Source organism: Arcicella rigui (assembly GCF_034929435.1).
Taxonomy (GTDB): Bacteria; Bacteroidota; Bacteroidia; order Cytophagales; family Spirosomataceae; genus Arcicella; species Arcicella rigui.
This window is the reverse complement of the sequence record NZ_JAYFUM010000018.1, coordinates 53607-72562: the sequence shown is the minus strand read 5'-3', so window position 1 is coordinate 72562 and position 18956 is coordinate 53607. Positions and strand designations below refer to the sequence as shown.

14 protein-coding genes and 2 tRNA genes are annotated in these 18956 nt (G+C 35.8%); 13 read left to right on the top strand and 3 right to left on the bottom strand.

Going from position 1 to position 18956, the window contains the following annotated elements:
• Positions 1 to 134 precede the first annotated feature (134 nt).
• A tRNA-Asp gene (locus VB248_RS15265) sits at positions 135 to 208 on the bottom strand.
• A 117-nt stretch (positions 209 to 325) separates the two neighbouring features.
• On the opposite strand from VB248_RS15265, the gene VB248_RS15260 reads away from it, so the two are divergent.
• Complete coding sequence (locus VB248_RS15260) at positions 326 to 847, top strand: DinB family protein (protein ID WP_323297664.1); 522 nt, start codon at positions 326 to 328, stop codon at positions 845 to 847.
• Between the two features lie 36 nt (positions 848 to 883).
• Positions 884 to 1651, top strand: a complete 768-nt coding sequence (gene dapF, locus VB248_RS15255) for a diaminopimelate epimerase (RefSeq protein WP_323297663.1) — start codon at positions 884 to 886, stop codon at positions 1649 to 1651.
• 6 nt (positions 1652 to 1657) lie between these two features.
• On the opposite strand, the gene VB248_RS15250 is transcribed toward dapF, so the two are convergent.
• On the bottom strand, positions 1658 to 6187 hold the full coding sequence (locus tag VB248_RS15250) for a translocation/assembly module TamB domain-containing protein (RefSeq protein WP_323297662.1): 4530 nt from the start codon (positions 6185 to 6187) through the stop codon (positions 1658 to 1660).
• A gap of 177 nt (positions 6188 to 6364) precedes the next feature.
• Between VB248_RS15250 and tsaD the strand changes: the two genes are divergently transcribed.
• From tsaD to VB248_RS15200, 10 genes are all read left to right on the top strand, one after another.
• Positions 6365 to 7363, top strand: coding sequence for a tRNA (adenosine(37)-N6)-threonylcarbamoyltransferase complex transferase subunit TsaD (gene tsaD / locus VB248_RS15245; RefSeq protein WP_323297661.1), 999 nt, complete (start codon positions 6365 to 6367; stop codon positions 7361 to 7363).
• Positions 7364 to 7440: 77 nt separating this feature from the next.
• On the top strand, positions 7441 to 9891 hold the full coding sequence (locus VB248_RS15240; RefSeq protein WP_323297660.1) for a tetratricopeptide repeat protein: 2451 nt from the start codon (positions 7441 to 7443) through the stop codon (positions 9889 to 9891).
• Between the two features lie 37 nt (positions 9892 to 9928).
• Positions 9929 to 10390, top strand: coding sequence for a hypothetical protein (locus tag VB248_RS15235; protein ID WP_323297659.1), 462 nt, complete (start codon positions 9929 to 9931; stop codon positions 10388 to 10390).
• 38 nt (positions 10391 to 10428) lie between these two features.
• The gene (locus VB248_RS15230) at positions 10429 to 10890 is read left to right on the top strand and encodes a PH domain-containing protein (protein WP_323297658.1); all 462 of its coding nucleotides are present in this window, start codon (positions 10429 to 10431) and stop codon (positions 10888 to 10890) included.
• Between the two features lie 39 nt (positions 10891 to 10929).
• On the top strand, positions 10930 to 11652 hold the full coding sequence (locus tag VB248_RS15225) for an ABC transporter ATP-binding protein (RefSeq protein ID WP_323297657.1): 723 nt from the start codon (positions 10930 to 10932) through the stop codon (positions 11650 to 11652).
• A gap of 85 nt (positions 11653 to 11737) precedes the next feature.
• Positions 11738 to 12010 carry a hypothetical protein gene (locus VB248_RS15220; protein WP_323297656.1) on the top strand — a complete coding sequence of 91 codons (273 nt, stop codon included), beginning with the start codon at positions 11738 to 11740 and terminating at the stop codon, positions 12008 to 12010.
• Positions 12011 to 12089: 79 nt separating this feature from the next.
• Positions 12090 to 12162 (top strand) — tRNA-Met (locus tag VB248_RS15215).
• A gap of 160 nt (positions 12163 to 12322) precedes the next feature.
• A complete protein-coding gene (gene era / locus VB248_RS15210) occupies positions 12323 to 13228 on the top strand; it encodes a GTPase Era (RefSeq protein WP_323297655.1) in 906 nt (301 codons plus the stop codon).
• 243 nt (positions 13229 to 13471) lie between these two features.
• Entirely contained in the window at positions 13472 to 14794 is a 1323-nt protein-coding gene (der, locus tag VB248_RS15205) for a ribosome biogenesis GTPase Der (RefSeq protein WP_323297654.1), read from the top strand.
• A 152-nt stretch (positions 14795 to 14946) separates the two neighbouring features.
• A complete protein-coding gene (locus tag VB248_RS15200; RefSeq protein ID WP_323297653.1) occupies positions 14947 to 15876 on the top strand; it encodes a DMT family transporter in 930 nt (309 codons plus the stop codon).
• A gap of 28 nt (positions 15877 to 15904) precedes the next feature.
• Here the strand turns inward: VB248_RS15200 and VB248_RS15195 are convergent, their stop codons facing one another.
• Positions 15905 to 16945 carry a WD40/YVTN/BNR-like repeat-containing protein gene (locus VB248_RS15195; protein ID WP_323297652.1) on the bottom strand — a complete coding sequence of 347 codons (1041 nt, stop codon included), beginning with the start codon at positions 16943 to 16945 and terminating at the stop codon, positions 15905 to 15907.
• A 353-nt stretch (positions 16946 to 17298) separates the two neighbouring features.
• Here VB248_RS15195 and VB248_RS15190 point away from each other — a divergent pair, with 353 nt between their 5' ends.
• Entirely contained in the window at positions 17299 to 18951 is a 1653-nt protein-coding gene (locus VB248_RS15190; RefSeq protein ID WP_323297651.1) for a fatty acid--CoA ligase, read from the top strand.
• Positions 18952 to 18956 lie beyond the last annotated feature (5 nt).

Here is an 18956-nt window from a genome sequence, read left to right as displayed (position 1 = left end):
TTTTAAAACTATGGGTGAAATAGGGAATTTTATATCGAAGAAGCCATAATTATTTACCAAAGATAAATCTAAAAAGTGTAAGGTGAAGGGCTATAAAAGCAAAAAGCTCAGAAATTTCTTTCTGAGCTTTTTTGCGGTCTGGACGGGACTCGAACCCGCGACCCCATGCGTGACAGGCATGTATTCTAACCAGCTGAACTACCAAACCTTTTCACAATTTTAACAGCTACTTAACTTTGTGTTTATGTCGTTGTTTTATTGTGATGCAAAATTAGTCGTTTTATTTGAGAATACAATACCTTTGTGAAAAAAAATGCAAAAAAATATGAAAAAACCGATCGAAAATGAATTTCCAAAGGATAAGTATTTTTCTTTTTATATAGAACAAATTGATTTTCAAAATGTTATTGAGGCACTTATGGTGCAGAAAGAGTTAGTGATAAATTTGTATAAAAATTTGTCAAACGAGCAACAAATCTATCAATATGCTCCTGATAAGTGGACTCCACAACAAATTTTGGGTCATATTACCGATACAGAACGTATTTTTGGTTATCGTGCTTTGTGTATTGCAAGGGGAGAAAAACAGGCTTTGCCCGGTTTTGATGAAAATGAATACATGGATGCGTCACATTTTAATGAACAATCCTTTGAATCTTTACTCGAACAGTATCGTTTAGTAAGAGAAAGTTCGATTGCTCTGTTTTCTTCTTTTTCTGAGGAAGTGGCTTCTCGGATAGGAAATGCCAATGGTCATGCTGTTTCGGCTCGTGCTTTGGTTTGGATGATTGCTGGTCACGAACGCCATCATTTGAATGTTTTGAAAGAACGATATAATATTGGGTAAAAATTAAGGCGTTTAAAGTTTTGAATAATTGTTAAAATGAAATTTTATAAATATCAAGGTACTGGAAATGATTTTGTAGTGGTAGATGACCGTGCTAATTCTTTCCCAATTTCTCAGGAATATATCGCTCATTTGTGTCATCGTCGTTTTGGTATTGGTGCAGATGGTTTGATGCTTTTACAAAATGCAGAGGGCTATGATTTTCGGATGATTTACTTTAACTCAGACGGAACGGAAGGCTCTATGTGTGGCAATGGCGGTCGTTGCTTGGTGCGTTTTGCCCACGATTTAGGAATCATTGGCGAACAAACTACTTTTATCGCTGTGGATGGTGAACATGAGGCGAAGGTTTCGGCAGATAAAATTTCATTGAAAATGATTGATGTGTCGGAAATTGACCAACAAGCCGACTATGATTTTATGAATACTGGCTCACCTCATTATGTTACTTATACGGATGATTTGGAACATTACGATGTTTATGGTTCAGGAAAAGCTATCCGTTACGGCGAGCCTTTTGGTAGTAAAGGTGGAACAAATGTGAACTTCGTTGAAGTAAAAGGTGAAAATGCCTTGGCGGTTCGTACTTACGAGCGTGGGGTAGAAGATGAAACTTATGCTTGCGGAACGGGAGTAACGGCTTGTGCTTTATCAGCAAATTTGCGTTTGGGTTTTGATAATTATGTTGATATTAAAGTGATGGGTGGACAACTCAGAATTGAATTTGAAAAAACAGAAAATGGCTACCAAAACATCTATTTAATTGGCCCGGCCGTGAGGGTTTTTGAAGGAGAAATCGCCTAAAATATTTTATGGATTGATGATGGGTTGCTCGGTGAGTGATTGAGCAATAGGATTCTTAGATTTCTTTCTGTTGACAAAAAGATAATTGAAACTTTTGGTGTAAAGCAAACTCGCTCCACCAGAAGTAAAGGTCTGATAAGTATTTAATGAACCCAAAATCGAGGTTTGTAAATTACGGTTATAGGTTTTAAATCTTAAATTTCCGTCTCTGGTAATAAACCATTCTAATGCCCAGTCGCCGATGAGTGATTGGGCATTGGTTTGATTGGTAGCCGTTGTAAAACCACCACTACGGGTAATTCTAAATCTATCGTTGAAGTTGTACGAAAGCCTCAATTGTAAATTATTAATCAAGTCTTGGTTGAGTGAATTTCCTGCTAAACTTAAATCTACATTTAAGTTTTGGTCAATTTTTGAAAATACATTACTCAACTGATTCGATAATAATTCAGTAAGGTTATTCACCAAGTTTACTGCCGCAAATGCCGTACTGTTGGTTTGTGAAACCATTTGTCCCAACAACAATACGTTACTTACTTGTCTGTTCAGTTCTTGTTCGTCGGTTTTCATTCTATTTTCAAATGCTGTTACGGACGAATTGAAATCTGGATTTTGTGGATAATCGTGTAGTTTTAGATTGAATGAAATCGTTGGCTGTAAAAGTCTGTCTTTTAAATTAATCGTAACATCGACTGGATAACGACGAGTATAATCGGTTTTATTTTTAAACTCTGTTCCTCGCCCAGTTGAATCAATGACAGAACCTAAGTAACTCAAATTTTGAGTATAAGCTGCCTTGATGTCCAAAATGGCTTCATAAGGATTTCCCGACCATGAAATTTTACTTCCTCGTTGAATACTGAATTTTTTATTAATTACATTCTGAAAAGTAAAAGTATAATCTCCACGCTCGATATTGTAGTCGCCTGTCATGTCAAAACCACCTCTGGTATCAACTTTCAAATTGATTGCTCCCGAACCATTGGCTTTCATTACATCGCCCGTTTGTTTATCAAATTGTACTTCACCGTAGGCATCAGGCGTAAGTTGGAAGTTGAAATCCATTTTAATCCCACTGCTACTGATACTTGTTTTTTGATTTTTATTCAAAGAATCTTGTAATACTTTCGCACTCAAAAACTCAATTTCTTCTTGGTTTCCTGCATCCTGAGCTTTATCAAGTGGAATGAATAAACGAGTACCTCTGTCGCTTTTTAAGTCGGCAGTAATCACCAAATTATCAAAAGTACCGCCAAGTTTCAAATTACCCGTTGCATAAGCCGTTCCATAATACACGTCGTTGTCTCGGCGAGTGGTGTTCAAAATTTTAAAACGGTTCATGGCTGCATCCAACTGTACGTTGAATGTCTTGTCTCCATCAAAAAATATACTTCCTTTCAATGTTCCTTTGTTACCTTCGTCGTCGGTCAGGCGGAGGCTTTTTGCTCTCACTTCGTCGGGTTCAAAAGTAATTTTATCTTCAAAATTTAAAACCGAACCCAAGTAATCAAAGAAGAGCGTTCCTTTTTTAATATCAATTGCTCCGGCTAAAATAGGGTGTGTTGGCTTGCCCGTAATATTGATTTTACCAGTAGCAACGCCTCCGATTTTCGAGAATAAACCTTTGGTAAATGGTTCTGCAATTTGAAGATTGGTCTTGTTCAAAACGGCTTCTAAATCCAATGAATTTTCTTTTTGTTTAGAGTCATAAATGCCTTGAACACTCAAAATTTCATTGTTTAACCTTTCTAAAGAGTAGTCTATGTTCACGAGTTGACGCTCGTTATCGAAAAGTCCGTTTCCCGTAATATTACCAATCAGGAATTTATCAAGAAACAAATCTTTAATATTCAAAGAACTGTTTGCATTGATATTTTTGAATACATTTTTTAATTCAACGTCGGCATTTACCAATCCTTTCATATCCAAAAGGACAATCGGAGCAAGGGTTTCTAATTGGAAATCTTTGGCTTTGAAGTTGATACTTTTAAGAGAATCTTCCGAAATCGTGCCGTTGAGTGAAATCAATTGGTCTGAATTACTGATTGCCAAATTTTTGGCTGTGATTTCGTTTCCGATAATGGTGATAGCATTATCGGCACTGATTTTCCAATCTTGGTCGAGCAAATGGAACTTTGAACGATTGAATTGAAGTGCCAAACCATCTTGAATAAACTGAAGTGTTCCGTCTAAACTAACGTTATTTTTTGTACCCGTTTGGCGAAGTCTTGAACTGAATGAAATTCTATCAACATCCCAATACGCTTCTGTAATGAGTTTACTGGTTGGGGCAAGTACGCCTAATTTTTGGCTTTGCGACGAAAGTATCAGTGAAGATAATACTTCTGGTGAATTGAAAAACTTGGAACTGTTGAGGTCTATTTCTGAAACATAAAAACGATATTTCTGACCCAAAACTAAAGTGTCAATTTTGGAATTGATAGATAATTTTGAAGTATTACCAATGCCAAAACTTCCGCTGATGAGGGTTTTTCTTGAAATATGTGCATCAGGATAGAAAAACTCTAAAATAGGGTCGAAGTTCTTGAGATTGAATAAATAATCAACCTGATAACTTGGTGGAGGAGTTTGTAATTTTTGGGCATAATATGCTTTACGACTCGCCTCGTCGCCTGTAAAATAGATTTTATACTCTTGGTAGAGCATTTTCAAATCATCAATCGCAGTGGAAGGATTGAATTTTCCTGAAAAATCTAAATTTATCAAATCAGAACTAATACTCAATCGGCGGCTTTTTTCACCAATATCAGACGTAATGTACAAAGAATCTAAAATCAAGTTTCTTGTACCACGAGTAATATAAGTATTGAAAAATTTAGCTTTTCCAGAAAGGTCGTCTAATTTTCCACCTTTCGAGCCAATGTCTAAAATCGTCGAAACTCGCCAATCGTCTTTAGTGAAATTTAGGTTTTTAAGATTCGCTCTCGTGAGTTTTCCCATCATTTCCACATCACTTTTTCCATTTCTTAAATCTACTTTCCCAAAAACACTTAGTACTAAATTGGTGTCATTTACGGCAATTTTTCCGTCGAAAAGTTCTTTGGCAAGTGTACCATCGACGTAAATATTTTTGTAATCATAATCGTTGTAAATGATTTTTTTCACCGTACCGTCGAAATGCAAACTGGCATCTTTGATGGTAAAACCTTTTCCTTCGATTTTTCCAGAAAGAGACAAATCGCCAAGCGAACCAGCATCATCAATGAGTTTTCCTAATTTAAAATTCTCTAAAGTAAGTTTTCCTTTGTAGGTCGAATTAGCGGAATTGGGTTTCAAAACCATTGCCACATCTACATCCGATTTTCCCAAATCAGAAGTTAATAAACCTTTTGTTTTAAAATTAGAAGTAGTGCCGTTGAAAGTACCGTCAAAGACAACATTGCCAAATTTTTGAATACTTTTTACTGTACTTTTACCGATGTATTTTTCTAAATCATTTACCTGCACAACAGATTTACGCATATTAAAATCCATCAGTGCTTTGTCGATATTCGGTAAACCTTTAAAAGCGAAATCACCACGAAGTTTTGATTTTTTACCAAAGTACAAATCAAAGTTTTTGAGTTTGAAAGCATTGACCGTTCCGTCGAATTTGCCGTTGAGATAATATACGTCTTTGTAGGCATACATAGCGTTGGCAAAACGAGCAATGTCGCTGGCAACGATTGTAGTAGAATCGAAGTTGGCTCTCATGCGTACTTTGGCATTCCAATCTTTAAAATCATGCTGAGATTGAAATGACATGACGATGCTGTTTCTTACCACAGAGTTATTCACTCGTAAAAACAACTTATCAAACCGCATTTGTCGGTCTGAAATCAAAAAGTTTGTTTTAAGCGTCTTTACTCTCAGATTTGAACTACGGTCATAAGCACTCAATACGGTTTGAAAAGAGATGGTATCTCGAATCAAAGTAAAATCCTTGAGGTGTCCATAAATTTCCTGCAATGAAAAATGATAATGGTCAAAGGATTTTCGGTTGTGCATATAAGGTTCGGCCTCATCGTCCATACTAAAAATACCTTCTACTACATCAGCTTCGCCAATGATAAAAGGTGAAGGGTTGGGATTGGGCTTATCGTCGGGCGAGGAAGTAAGGTCTGAAATACGTCTGATAAATTCATCAATATTCAGTTTCCCTTTTTTGTCGGTTATCAAATGTACATTTGGGCGATACAACCTGACGTAATCCAATTTTGTATGAAGCGAATCTTGAAAAAGATTTTTAATCTGAAAATCCACATCCAACTTATCCACATCAATCATTTGATGTCCTTGGTAGTCTTTTACTTTTACGCCTTCAAAAGTAGCTTGGTCGAAAAAACGAATGGTAACTTTTTTAATTTCGATGGGATAGCCCAAAGCTTTGGAGATTTTGGGAGCGAAATATTGGGCTAAAAAAGTTTGAACATAAGAGCTTCGGAGGGTCAAAAATCCCAAAATAGCAAACAAAAGTAAACCAACAATCGTATTGAGGATTACTTTTGTGAATATTTTAGAAACTTTTATGAACATTTAAGCTTTTAAATTAGAATCGTTCAAGAAAACAGTGGCAACTATTTTTTGATTTTAGGTTTTTATTAAAATATTACGAATCAATATCAGTTCTTATAGATAGAATTCTTTTTAAGGACATTCTAAGAGCTTTAAACTCCTAAGCATTCTATCAATTATGCTTATTTTTGTAACATTATGACCATTTTAGCAATAGAATCTTCTTGTGACGACAGCTCTGCGGCTGTCATTATTAACGGAAAAGTTTGTTCCAACATTGTAGCCAGCCAAGCTATTCATACTAAATGGGGCGGTGTTGTACCAGAGTTGGCAAGTAGGGCTCATCAGCAACATATTGTGCCTGTTGTAGCCGAAGCACTTGACAAAGCGAAGATAACAAAAAATGACTTAAATGCCATCGCTTTTACTCGTGGTCCCGGACTTTTAGGTTCTTTATTAGTAGGTACTTCTTTTGCAAAGGCTTTGGCGATGGGTTTGAACATTCCGTTGATTGATGTTCATCACATGCAAGCCCATGTTTTGGCTCATTTTATTGACGAACCGAAGCCAAATTTCCCTTTTTTATGCCTGACAGTTAGCGGCGGACATACCCAAATTGTATTTGTGCGTTCGGCTTTAGAAATGGAAGTAATCGGCGAAACGCAAGACGATGCCGTAGGAGAAGCTTTTGATAAAACTGCCAAATTGTTGAATTTGCCTTACCCAGGCGGACCACTTATCGACAAGTATGCCAAAGAAGGAAATCCAGATAGATTCCCTTTCCCAACAGTAGAAATGCCCGGATTGAATTATTCTTTTTCAGGAATTAAAACGGCTTTTCTTTATTTTTTACAAAAAGAGACGAAGCAAAATCCCAATTTTGTGGAAGAAAATTTAGCCGATATTTGTGCATCTATGCAGGCTACTTTAATAAAAATACTCTTGCAAAAACTCAAAAAAGCTTCAAAACAGTATAAAATCAAAGAAGTTGCTATTGCAGGTGGCGTTTCGGCAAATTCTGGACTAAGAACTGAAATCCAAAAAATGGGAGAAGCCGAAAATTGGAATGTTTATATTCCAGCTTTTCAATACTGTACCGACAACGCAGGTATGATTGCGATGGCAGCACATTTCAAGGCTGAAAAAGGCGAGTTTTGTTCACAAGAAGTAAGCCCAATGCCACGCATGGCTTGGTAAATTTTAGCTAATTCAGAAAATCAAAAAAATGAATCAGAAGCGACATTGCTTCTGATTTTACTTAATATTTCCCCATTATGAATTCATTGCAATTCTGGAAAAACTGGCAAAAATCTTCTCGAAATCTCTATATCTTTTCACTAAGTATATTGCTTTTTAGTATTCTTACTTTAAGTTTTTTTTACTTTAAAGGTTTAGAAAATGTTGTTCATTGGGATATTCTTAGTGAGTTGGGCGAAGTTCCCATTATTCTCGACCAATTTAAAGTAGGAAGCGAAACGCTTTCATTACCAACCAAAACTTTTACCGTAACCGAACAGTTTGTGGCTTCGCCAATGGCTATCAATTTTATCGGTAATTATGTTTTTTTAGGGCTTTTAAGCTTTGCTTTTGTACTCTTACTTTCAGCTTTATCAGCTCTGCCTCGCTTTTGGTACTTGGTAAGTATGGGTTTGGTGATTGTCTTTTTGGTTACTTTCAACCTCGAATTATTGTACAATGTTGCCAATAAGTATTTTACTACGGCTTTGATTGTGCTATTTGTTGGGTTAAGTTATTTTTTCCATGCTTTTCGTCCAGACATTGATATTGCTAAACGCTTCATCAGTTTTTTCTTTCTGACTGCCCTTATTGCTCTTGTGATTTTTTTCACGGCTAAAGTAAACCATCCATTTTTTTTGCTGGCGAGTTATCGAACTGCAGGAGCGATGCTCCTGAGTACAGCGTTTATTTTTTTAGTAGCTTACGAAATTGTAAATGGGTTTTTGATTATCAGTACTTCGGTAAAAAGCACGCAATCTTTACAGAATTTCCTGCTGATTAGTTTGATTTATTTAGTAAATGTTCTGCTGGTTTTTCTTCATAACAACAAAATAATCGACTGGGAAATGATTTACCTCAGTCCATTTTTATTGATTGTACTTTCGTCTGTATTGGGTATTTGGGGTTTCAAAAAAAGAACAGAATCAATTTTAGATTGGCTAAATTTTGAAAAATCTGGAGCATTCACTTATCTCTCTTTAGCAATTTTTACCATTGCTACCTGTGCTTTGGCATTTGCCACCAGCAACGACCCGATGATAGAAGTAATGGAAGATGCCATTACTTACACCCATTTAGCCATGGGTTTGATGTTTCTATTGTATGTTTTACTCAACTTTTTCCCCCTTTTCAAACAGGCTTTTGAAGTACACAAAGTGGTATTTAAGCCTTTGCGTTTACCGATTTGGACATTTAGAGTATTAGCCATTATACTCATTGCAGCCTTGTTGGTTTTAAAAGGATTTTTTACAGTACAGCAAGCTTTTGCGGCACATTACAACGCTTTGGGCGACTATTATACTGCCGAAAAAGACTATAAATTTGCCGAAATTGAGTACAAAATGGCTTTGGTTTACGAGTACCGAAATCATAAAACTAATTATGCTTTGGCGAGTTTGGCATTGCTGCAAGGTGATAATGAAACGGCTGCCGTTTACTTCCGAAAATCTTTAGCCAAAAATCCTTCAGTTTTTGCTTATGAAGGGCTTAGTCGTTCTTTTTACGATGGCGAACATTTTTTTGATGCCATGTTTACTTTAAAAGAAGGCTTGCAGAAATTTCCGAAAAGTGGTGAGTTACAAAATAATTTAGCCTACTTATTCAATAAATCGAACGTGCAAGATTCCACTGTTTTGTACTATGAAATGGCAGTAAAAAATGCCCAAAAATCAGAAGTACCAGCCAGTAATTTATTGGCTTTTTGGGCAAATAATGGTAAAAAAACAGCCATTGAAGAGCTTTTGCAACAATCCGAAGATATTCAGTATAATTCGTATCAAGCCAATAAACTGGCGATGAAAAATATTATTGAGAAGAAATTTTCAGAGCTTACCGACAATGATTTTGCCATTGATTTATCCTCGGATTCTGTTTTGAATGCTTCCAATTTTGCATGGATTTATAACCAAACTTTCTATCAAAAAGCTTTGGGTGAAAACTTTGATTTAAGAAGATTTTCTGAAATAGAAGAAAACGAATCACTTTCCGAAGATTTACTTTTTGCCAATGTAATTCAAGAGTATTATAAAGGGGACAAGTTAATTACTTTCCAGAATCTTCAAGCTTGGGCAGTGGGTGATTCTACGGATAAAAAAGGCAAGTATTATCAGTTATTGCTCAATACTTTTCTGAAAAAAGAGGCTGTCGAAAAAGTGAATTTGGCAGAAATAAAAGATATGATAGGAGTAGGGCTAAAGCAACATCCATTGAACGAAGCAATCGTAAGCAAAGCTGTTGAGCTATTGAATAAAAATCGTCAGCCCGAAAAAGCCTATCAAGTAGTTTTAAATGCTATTTCTTGGCGAAAAAACTCGCCAATGTTGTATCAATTATACATTCAACAAGCCTTAACAATTGGGATGAAAGACTACGCCGAAGATGGAATGAAGGCATTACAAAAATTGTCTCCAACCGACTATCAGCGTTTTTTACCAACCTATCAAGCTAAATTGGCTTCTATCGAAAAGGCAAGTGCTGGTTTTCAGTAAATTATTAAGTTTGTTCATTAAGAATAACCTAATAGCTATGAACGAGCAATTAACATTCTCCAAAGATTTTTGGAGTTCTACTTATGAAGTTAAAGATGGGAGTCAAGTTCTGGTAAGAACAGAGAAAAAATCAATTTGGTCTTATGATTCAAATGTAAGAATTGGCGATAAAGAATATTTTTTCGATGTTACTGGATTGCTTGCCGACACTATCATTATCTACGAAAATAAAGATAAAGTTATTGGTAATATCAACATTAATTTTTGGAATACAGAAGCTAAAATCTTCTTAGAAAACGAAGGTAATTTTTTGTTTAAACAAATTGGTCTAATGTCCAGTGAGTGGGAACTTCAAAATGAAGAAGGCTTAATGATTCATTTTTCAAAAAACTTGTTTACAAATGATGGAACTATAAAAATCTATCAAGAAAATAACAAATGTTTAGCTGTTGGTATTTTTCTTATCTCTATCTATCAACAAAAGAGAAACAATATGTAAATAATTCATCATTTTGACTGTTTATCAAATGAATCTACATGAAGAAGTTTCAATCAAATATCAAGAAAAGTAATTTTGGAGCTATAATCGTTCTGATACTTATAGCTTTAGGATTTAGCTTGTATTCAATGTATGTCCATAAAATAGATTTTATTGACGCATTTGTTGATGTGATTTTGAATAAACCAACGAAATGGGTTTTTATATTTCAATTTTTGTTCTATACTATTTCGTTATATGACACTTACCTTATTCGTGAAAATTCTATTGTTATCAAATTTGGTGGTTTTATCACCCTTAAAAAACTTGAAATTAATAACATTACAAAGATATTTGAGCGAAAACAATATTTGATAATTGAGACCTCTACAAGTAAATATCCTACAAGCCTAAGCCCCAAAGATAAACTTGGATTTGTCCAAAGCTTGAAAGAACTAAACGCCAATATTGAAATAGACTCAAAGATATTAGTACAAACAGCAATTCAACCAGCAGTATAAAAAGAACGGATACGCTCTTAACCGATAAAAAAAATTAGCATGAAAATCATCGAAACCAGTCATATTTCCAGACGTTACGTAATGGGCGAAGAAGTAATTCAAGCCTTAAAAGATGTTAGTATTTCCGTAAGCAAAGGCGAGTATGTAGCTTTTATGGGGCCTTCGGGTTCGGGAAAATCTACGCTAATGAATATCATTGGCTGTTTGGATACTCCTTCAACGGGTAAATACATTTTGAATAATCAAGACGTAAGTGAAATGTCTGAAAATGAATTGGCAACTGTTCGTAACAAAGAAATTGGTTTTGTGTTCCAAACCTTCAACTTATTACCTCGTCAATCTTCTTTAGAAAATGTTGCTTTGCCATTAATTTATGCAGGCTACAACAAAGCCGACAGAATCGAGAAAGCTATGTTGGCTCTGAAAGGAGTAGGTTTGGAAAATCGTGCAGGTCATAAACCTAATGAACTTTCGGGTGGTCAGCGTCAGCGTGTGGCGATTGCCAGAGCTTTGGTAAATGACCCTTCGATACTTTTGGCGGATGAACCTACGGGAAACTTAGATACTAAGACTTCTTACGAAATTATGGATTTGTTCGATCAGCTTTATTCTAAAGGAAATACCATTGTAATGGTAACACACGAAGACGATATTGCCCAGTATGCCCACAGAATTGTAAGATTACGTGACGGTCTGGTAGAATCTGATAAGATAAATTTGAATGTAAAGAAGGCAAAAGATTTGATGAATCAAGAAAAATAAGCTCAAAGACTTGTTTTGTAGTAAGTTATTGTAAATATTGTATTTGACTTTCTTTTATATTTGTTTCATGCTAAAATTTACAACTATGGCTTCAATTCAAATTTCGGAAATACAACTTTATAATATTCTTAAAGAAAAAATCCGAGACCAACAAGCTCAAGTATTGACAGATTTTATAGAAAGTAGAGTGGATAAAGAGTTTGAAAAAAGCAAATCAATACTTGCTTCTAAATCTGATATTTTAGAACTCAAGAATCAAATTGCTGAAAATAAGTCAGAAATTATCAAATGGATGTTTATATTTTGGACGAGTCAGTTAGTAGCAGTTTTTACCTTTCTTAAATTTTTTATAAAATAATTTTATTTTTTTTTAATCAAATGCTTGCATCGTAAAAAAAAGTTCGTATCTTTGCAGTCCAATCAAATGGAAACAACACCGCAGGATGGAGCAGTAGGTAGCTCGTTGGGCTCATAACCCAAAGGTCACAGGTTCGAGTCCTGTTCCTGCTACGAAGAGAAGACGAGTCAATACGGCTCGTCTTTTTATTTTAAAATTAATACAATTCGTTTTGTCATCCCGTAGGGAACTCGTTAGCTACTCCCCAAAACTATCTTGATTCCTTCCTCTACTGATTTTTTCAGTAATTTTGACAAATAAACGAGGATAATAATGGAACAACTTAATCATAAAGCAGGCTTTGTCAGTATTGTCGGAAAACCAAACGTTGGAAAATCTACTTTGATGAACGTTTTGGTGGGCGAACGCCTTTCAATTATTACTTCAAAAGCTCAGACTACCCGTCACCGTATCATGGGAATTTTGAACGGAACGCATAATGGGACTGATTTTCAATTGGTTTACTCTGATACGCCCGGGATTATTCTTCCTAAATACGAATTACATAAATCAATGATGACATTTGTGCATAGTTCATTGGAAGATGCTGATGTTATTTTGTTTGTAACCGATATTTTTGAAAAGTACGACGAAGATGATGTTATCAATAAATTAGCGAGAATCGACCATGTACCAGTTCTGTTATTAATTAACAAAATTGACTTGGCGACGGAAGAACAAGTACAGGAAAAAATTGCTCATTGGCGTGAACGTTTCCCTACGCAAGCTATTATTCCTATTTCTGCTTTGAAAGAAGAAAATATTGGGCAAATTTTTGATTCTATTATTGAGCAACTACCCCTTCATCCGCCGTATTTTGATAAAGAAGAATTGACCGACAAGCCAGAACGCTTTTTCGCTTCTGAGATTTTAAGAGAAAAAATCTTCTTGAATTATAAAAAAGAAATTCCTTACTCTTGTGAAGTAGTGATTACTTCTTTCAAAGAGGAGGATAATCTTATCAGAATTGCCGCTGAAATTTATGTGGAAAGAGTAACCCAAAGAGCTATTTTGATTGGTCACAAGGGAGAATCTATTAAAAAAGTAGGTACGCAAGCCCGTGAAGCAATGGAGAAATTCTTTGGGAAAAAAGTATTCTTAGAGCAATTTATTAAAGTTGAACCAGATTGGCGTTCAAAAGCACAGAAAGTGAAATCATTTGGTTATAGTCAAGATTAATCAGGCTTTCGGATTTCAGCTTTCAGCTTTTAATTTGTATAAATCATTTTACATTAACTGAAAGCCGATGACTGACATCCGAAAGCTGAAATCTCATAGCTCACAGCTATTTTCTACCCCTAATTTTTAACAGTATATTGTAATCTTTAACATTGAGGTGCTTGTTATGCCAAAGATTGAGCAACTGATTTTCAGGAAATTAATCAAAAAAGGTACGCAGGGAACAGCTCAAAAATTAAAAAAATGTCAAACATTGTTGCAATTGTAGGTCGCCCAAACGTGGGTAAATCTACGCTTTTTAATCGCCTTATCGAACAGAAAAAGGCAATTATGGATAACGTTTCAGGCGTTACTCGTGACCGTCACTATGGTTACGGAGAATGGACAGGTAAGTATTTTACCGTCATTGATACAGGTGGTTATGTTCATGGTTCAGACGATACTTTTGAAGGTGCAATCCGTGAACAAGTAGAGTTGGCTATCGAAGAAGCAGACGTTTGTTTATTCGTGGTAGATTGTTCTACGGGAATTACAGATTTAGACAAAGACTTTGCTAAAGTACTTCGTCGCTCGAAAAAACCTGTTTATGTTGTTGCCAACAAGGCTGATACTTATGAAAAAGGTATGGAAGCCGTTGAGTTTTACGAATTAGGTATGGGCGAACCTTATCCAATTGCTGCTGAAAGTGGCTCAGGTACAGGTGATTTATTAGATGCAGTAGTAAGCCATTTCCCAGAAGAAGGCATTGAAAACCCTAATGCTGGCATTCCTAAAATCGCTATTTTAGGAAAACCAAACGTTGGTAAATCTTCTTTCTTGAATGCACTTTTAGGAAAAGAAAGAAGTATCGTAACGGATATTGCAGGTACAACTCGTGATGCGATTGACAACCACTATACTTTGTTCGGAAAAGATTTTATTATTACCGATACCGCCGGGATTCGTAGAAAAGCTAAAATTGACGATAACATTGAGTACTATTCAATTTTGCGTTCAATCAAGGCGATGGAAGAATGTGATGTGGCTGTAATTATTGTTGACGCTACTACTATTGACCTTCAGACTGGTTTGCAAGCACAGGATATGAACATTGTATCAATGGCAGACCGTGCTAAAAAAGGTATTGTGTTGATGATTAACAAATGGGATTTGGTAGAAAAAGATTCAATGACTTCTAAGCGTATCGAAGATGCGGTTCGTCAGAGAATGGCACCTATCAATTATATGCCAATTATTTTTACTTCGGTAAAAGATAAACAGCGTATTTTCCAAGCCGTAGAAAAAGTATTAGAAGTATATGAAAATAAAACTCGTAAAATTCCTACTTCTAAATTGAATGATGTGATGTTGAAAGTGATTGAAAACTATCCGCCGCCAGCTTGGAAAGGAAAGTATATCAAAATCAAATACATGACACAGTTACCAACAAAAGCTCCGTCTTTTGTGATGTTCTGTAATTTACCGCAGTATATTCGTGAGTCGTATGAACGTTATTTAGAGAACCAAATGCGTGAACACTTCGATTTTACAGGCGTACCAATTCAGATTTTCTTTAGAAAAAAATAAGTATCAAATGAATATGATTTCAGCATATTGGTCACTTCTCGCAATCAGCCCCAAAGGCATGAGATAAGTGACTATTTGATAAATAATATGATTCAAAAGACCTTTCTCAGCAATGTGGAAGGTCTTTTTTTTACCTTAATTTGAAATAAACCATGACGGAAAAAAGTAAGTTTCAGTATTTCATAGGAGTAGTTTTAGTGTTGACTGGTGCAGTTTTATTTGCAGGAAAAGCCGTTTTGGTAAAGTATAATTACCTACACTATCACGTAGATACAGTGCCTTTGTTGGCTTTGAGAATGCTGTTTTCAGCACCTTTTTATTTGATAATTTTATTTTTCCAAAAAAATAAAGAAGCACAAGTAAAGCTCAACCGTCGCCAGTGGTTTTGGATGTTTGCGATAGGTTTGGTGGGATATTACTTGGCTTCACTTTTTGATTTTTGGGGTTTGAATTATATCACCGCCAGCGTAGAAAGGCTTATTCTTTTTGTTTATCCAACTATTGTTGTAGTGATTTCGGCTATTTTTTTGAAGAAACCAATTTATAAAATTCAGTATGTGGCTTTGTTGATTACGTATTTTGGTGTGGCATTAGCTTTTATTCCAGACCTAAAATTGGGCTTGCAAAAAGATTTACTTATCGGTTGTTTCTTGATTTTCCTGAGTGCCTTTACTTATGCTTTGTTTTTGGTAGGAAGTGGCGAAATGATTCAAAAAGTAGGAGCGTTGCGTTTTACTTGTTATTCAATGCTGATTTCTACGGGCATGGTGATTATCCATTATTTCGTTTCGGTAGGAAAAGGATTACTTTCATATCCAGCAGGAGCTTATTGGTTGAGTTTTTCGATGGCAGTTTTTTCAACAGTTATTCCTTCATTTATGATTTCGGATGGCATTCGTAGGATTGGTTCGGGCAATGCCTCGATTATTGGTAGTATCGGCCCAGTAGCGACTATTATTATGGCAAATGTTTTTCTGGGTGAACAAATTTCTGCTTGGCAATTGGCTGGTACTTTTGTGGTTTTGATTGGGGTATTGATGATTTCTTGGAAAGGGAAAAGTAATTTAAGCAAAAGCTCATAGCTTATAGCTGTGAGCTTTTTGCTTTTACCTATTTTCCGAAAAATGTAGGCTCTAATTTAGCAATACTTCCTCTGCCACCCACTGCCCAAATGCTATTTCCAAAAATACTGATGGCATGAAAAGCGGCGGTGTTGATGGCTTGCCAAGATTTCCCGAAGTCTTTTGAATAACTTGTGCCAGAAGGACCAACGGCTATTAAAATTTCTTTTTTATAAATATCAACTCCTTCTTTTAGTCCTACAGGATTCGTTTCTGGAGCGTTGAGCCATGTTTTTCCTCCATCGTTTGTCAGTAAAACATTAGGAATACTTTTGCTAACATCTTGATAGTCGCCACCAACGGCAATACCATGAAGTTCGTCCCAAAATCTTAAACCAAATAAACCATTGGTTTTGCCCGCTGGCATTGTAGTAGCGACTACTTCCCAATTTTCCCCTTGATTGGTACTTCTAAAAACTCTGGCATTTTCAGCTCCTCCTGTGCAGATGTAGGCATTACTTTGCCCAGAAATAATCAAACTTGTGCCACTGGCTGCAAAAGCAGCTTCATTTTCCTGTGTAGCAGGAATATTATCGGGATTAACTTTCGTCCAAGTTTTTCCACCGTCCTTTGTTTTGATAATATAAAAATGCCCGTTGATTGGGTCGCTGAAAGCGATACCGTTTTGTTTGTCCCAGAAGTCAATTCCATCAAAAAAAACACCTTTTTCTTCTGTCTGAAATACTACTTCCCATGTTTTTCCACCGTTTTCGGTTCTGTAAATTTTGGCACTTCCTTTTTCTGCTTCGCCAGCACTCATCAAAATTGCCGTTCTTTTATCAAAAGCATATACATCTCTAAAATCCAATTTTTCAGCTTGTGGTACTTGTTTTACTTCCCAGCTTTTACCACCATTTAGCGTTTTGATAAAAGTACCTTTTGAGCCACCAATCCAAACTACTTTTTCAGAAATAGCATGAACAGCCCTAAAACTTGCATCCGTAACTACATTTTGTTTGAGCCACTGAGCATTAGCATTTTGGTAAATGACTAAGAAGAATAAGTAAATGATTTTTTTAAGCGTTTTCATAGATGAAATTTTTTGTTGAAATACTAAAGTACAAAAAGCTATTCAAAATAGCACTTTCTTGGAATTAGTGCGGTACGAAAGTTTTATAGCTTTTAGGATTTGAGATTTCTGATTTAAGAATTTTTATAAAATACTTCTAAAAAATGCGTTTTATAAAACCGAAATCCGATAACTGAAATCCGAAATCAATAATCTTGGCATCTTTTATTAATGCTATTTCTTGCTTTAAGATAATTTTATCTTAAAATATTATAGAAATAAAGTGTTTAAATGTTTTAAATGATATAACTTTGTGTTCTATTAACTATTTTATATTTTTTATAACAAATCAGAGAATTTTATAAGTGAATTCTATGAATATTCGCAAATTACCATCAGCAAGTAAAGCTTTTAAGTATCCACTACTCATCAAAAGTATTTTGGCATATTCAACTATGTTAGAGCCTGAGAATGAGATTGTTTATAAAGACCTTGTTCGATACAATTATTTCGAGCTAAATAAAAGAGTAAGAAAGCAGGCGAATGTTTTAAAAAATATGGGAATAGATGGCGGAAAAACCATCGCTGTAATTGATTATGACTCGCATCGTTATTTGGAATGTTTTTTTGGAATTCCGATGACGGGAAATGTACTTCACACCATCAATTGGCGACTTTCTCCTGCTCAGATTTTATATACCATCAATCACGCTCAAGACGAAGTAATTATTTGTCACGCAGATTTTTTGCCTTTATTATCTTCAATGGCGAAAGAAATGCCTACGGTAAAACACATTATCGTTTGTGCTGATGGCGGAGAATTTCAAAACGAAAAATCTTTACCTATTCTCGGAGAGTACGAATCTTTATTAGCTGAGGCTTCAGAAGAATATGATTTTGAGGATTTTGATGAAGATGCCGTAGCAACGACTTTTTATACAACAGGAACAACTGGCAATCCGAAAGGCGTTTACTTTACGCATCGCCAATTGGTTTTGCATACTTTGTCGGTAAGTGTAACTTTTAGTGCTATCGACGGAGCTTGCCGATTCAATAATTCGGATGTGTATATGCCACTTACGCCCATGTTTCATGTTCACGCTTGGGGTTTTCCGTATGTGGCTACGATGTGCAATACCAAACAAGTATATATCGGTAAGTTTGAGCCAGAAATGGTTTTGAAATGTTTTGTGAAAGAAAAAGTTACTTTTTCACATTGTGTGCCTACCATTTTACAAATGTTTGTGTTGCATCCAGCTACGCAAAATATCGACCTTTCAAAATGGAAAGTAGTGATTGGCGGTTCGGCTTTGCCAGAAGCTTTGGCAAAATCAGCTTTACAAAGAGGCGTTGATGTAATTACGGGCTATGGTATGTCTGAGACTTGTCCGATTTTATCGACAGTTTACATGAGTCCAGCGGATGCACAAAACCCAGATATTGATTTCCAAGTAAAAGCCCGTACTCGTTCGGGAACGCCAGCCATGTTGGTTGATTTACGTTTGCTTGATGAAAGTGGCAACGTAGCTCCGCACGACGGCGAGACGATCGGGGAAATTACAGCAAGAACACCGTGGCTGACACAAGGCTACTTTAATGAACCAGAAAAATCAGAAGAACTCTGGAACGATGGTTGGTTGCATACTGGCGATGTGGCTACGATGAACGCAGAGAATTCATTGAAAATTACGGATAGAATCAAAGATGTAATTAAATCGGGCGGCGAATGGGTGAGTTCGATTGAATTAGAAAATATTATTGGCAAACACGAAGCCGTGCAGGAAGTAGCCATTGTGGGGATTCCGGATGTGAAATGGGGCGAACGACCGCACGCTATGATTGTACTGAAAGAAGGAAAAACTTTGAGCAAAGAAGGCGTAAAAGATTTTATGCAAACTTATGTGGATGACAGTACCATTACGCCTTGGTCGATTCCGACTTCGATAGATTTTGCCAAAGCTATTCCTAAAACTTCGGTTGGGAAAATCGACAAAAAAGTGATTAGAGCGATTTTGTTGAAACAGTAAGAGAA

Bases quoted from the DNA above. Each gene is read 5' to 3' on its own strand.
- VB248_RS15250 (WP_323297662.1), bottom strand. From the start codon at position 6,187: ATGTTCATAAAAGTTTCTAAAATATTCACAAAAGTAATCCTCAATACG.
- VB248_RS15260 (WP_323297664.1), top strand. From the start codon at position 326: ATGAAAAAACCGATCGAAAATGAATTTCCAAAGGATAAGTATTTTTCT.
- VB248_RS15235 (WP_323297659.1), top strand. From the start codon at position 9,929: ATGAACGAGCAATTAACATTCTCCAAAGATTTTTGGAGTTCTACTTAT.
- era (WP_323297655.1), top strand. From the start codon at position 12,323: ATGGAACAACTTAATCATAAAGCAGGCTTTGTCAGTATTGTCGGAAAA.
- dapF (WP_323297663.1), top strand. From the start codon at position 884: ATGAAATTTTATAAATATCAAGGTACTGGAAATGATTTTGTAGTGGTA.
- tsaD (WP_323297661.1), top strand. From the start codon at position 6,365: ATGACCATTTTAGCAATAGAATCTTCTTGTGACGACAGCTCTGCGGCT.
- VB248_RS15190 (WP_323297651.1), top strand. From the start codon at position 17,299: ATGAATATTCGCAAATTACCATCAGCAAGTAAAGCTTTTAAGTATCCA.
- VB248_RS15220 (WP_323297656.1), top strand. From the start codon at position 11,738: ATGGCTTCAATTCAAATTTCGGAAATACAACTTTATAATATTCTTAAA.
- VB248_RS15240 (WP_323297660.1), top strand. From the start codon at position 7,441: ATGAATTCATTGCAATTCTGGAAAAACTGGCAAAAATCTTCTCGAAAT.
- VB248_RS15225 (WP_323297657.1), top strand. From the start codon at position 10,930: ATGAAAATCATCGAAACCAGTCATATTTCCAGACGTTACGTAATGGGC.
- VB248_RS15230 (WP_323297658.1), top strand. From the start codon at position 10,429: ATGAAGAAGTTTCAATCAAATATCAAGAAAAGTAATTTTGGAGCTATA.
- der (WP_323297654.1), top strand. From the start codon at position 13,472: ATGTCAAACATTGTTGCAATTGTAGGTCGCCCAAACGTGGGTAAATCT.
- VB248_RS15195 (WP_323297652.1), bottom strand. From the start codon at position 16,945: ATGAAAACGCTTAAAAAAATCATTTACTTATTCTTCTTAGTCATTTAC.
- VB248_RS15200 (WP_323297653.1), top strand. From the start codon at position 14,947: ATGACGGAAAAAAGTAAGTTTCAGTATTTCATAGGAGTAGTTTTAGTG.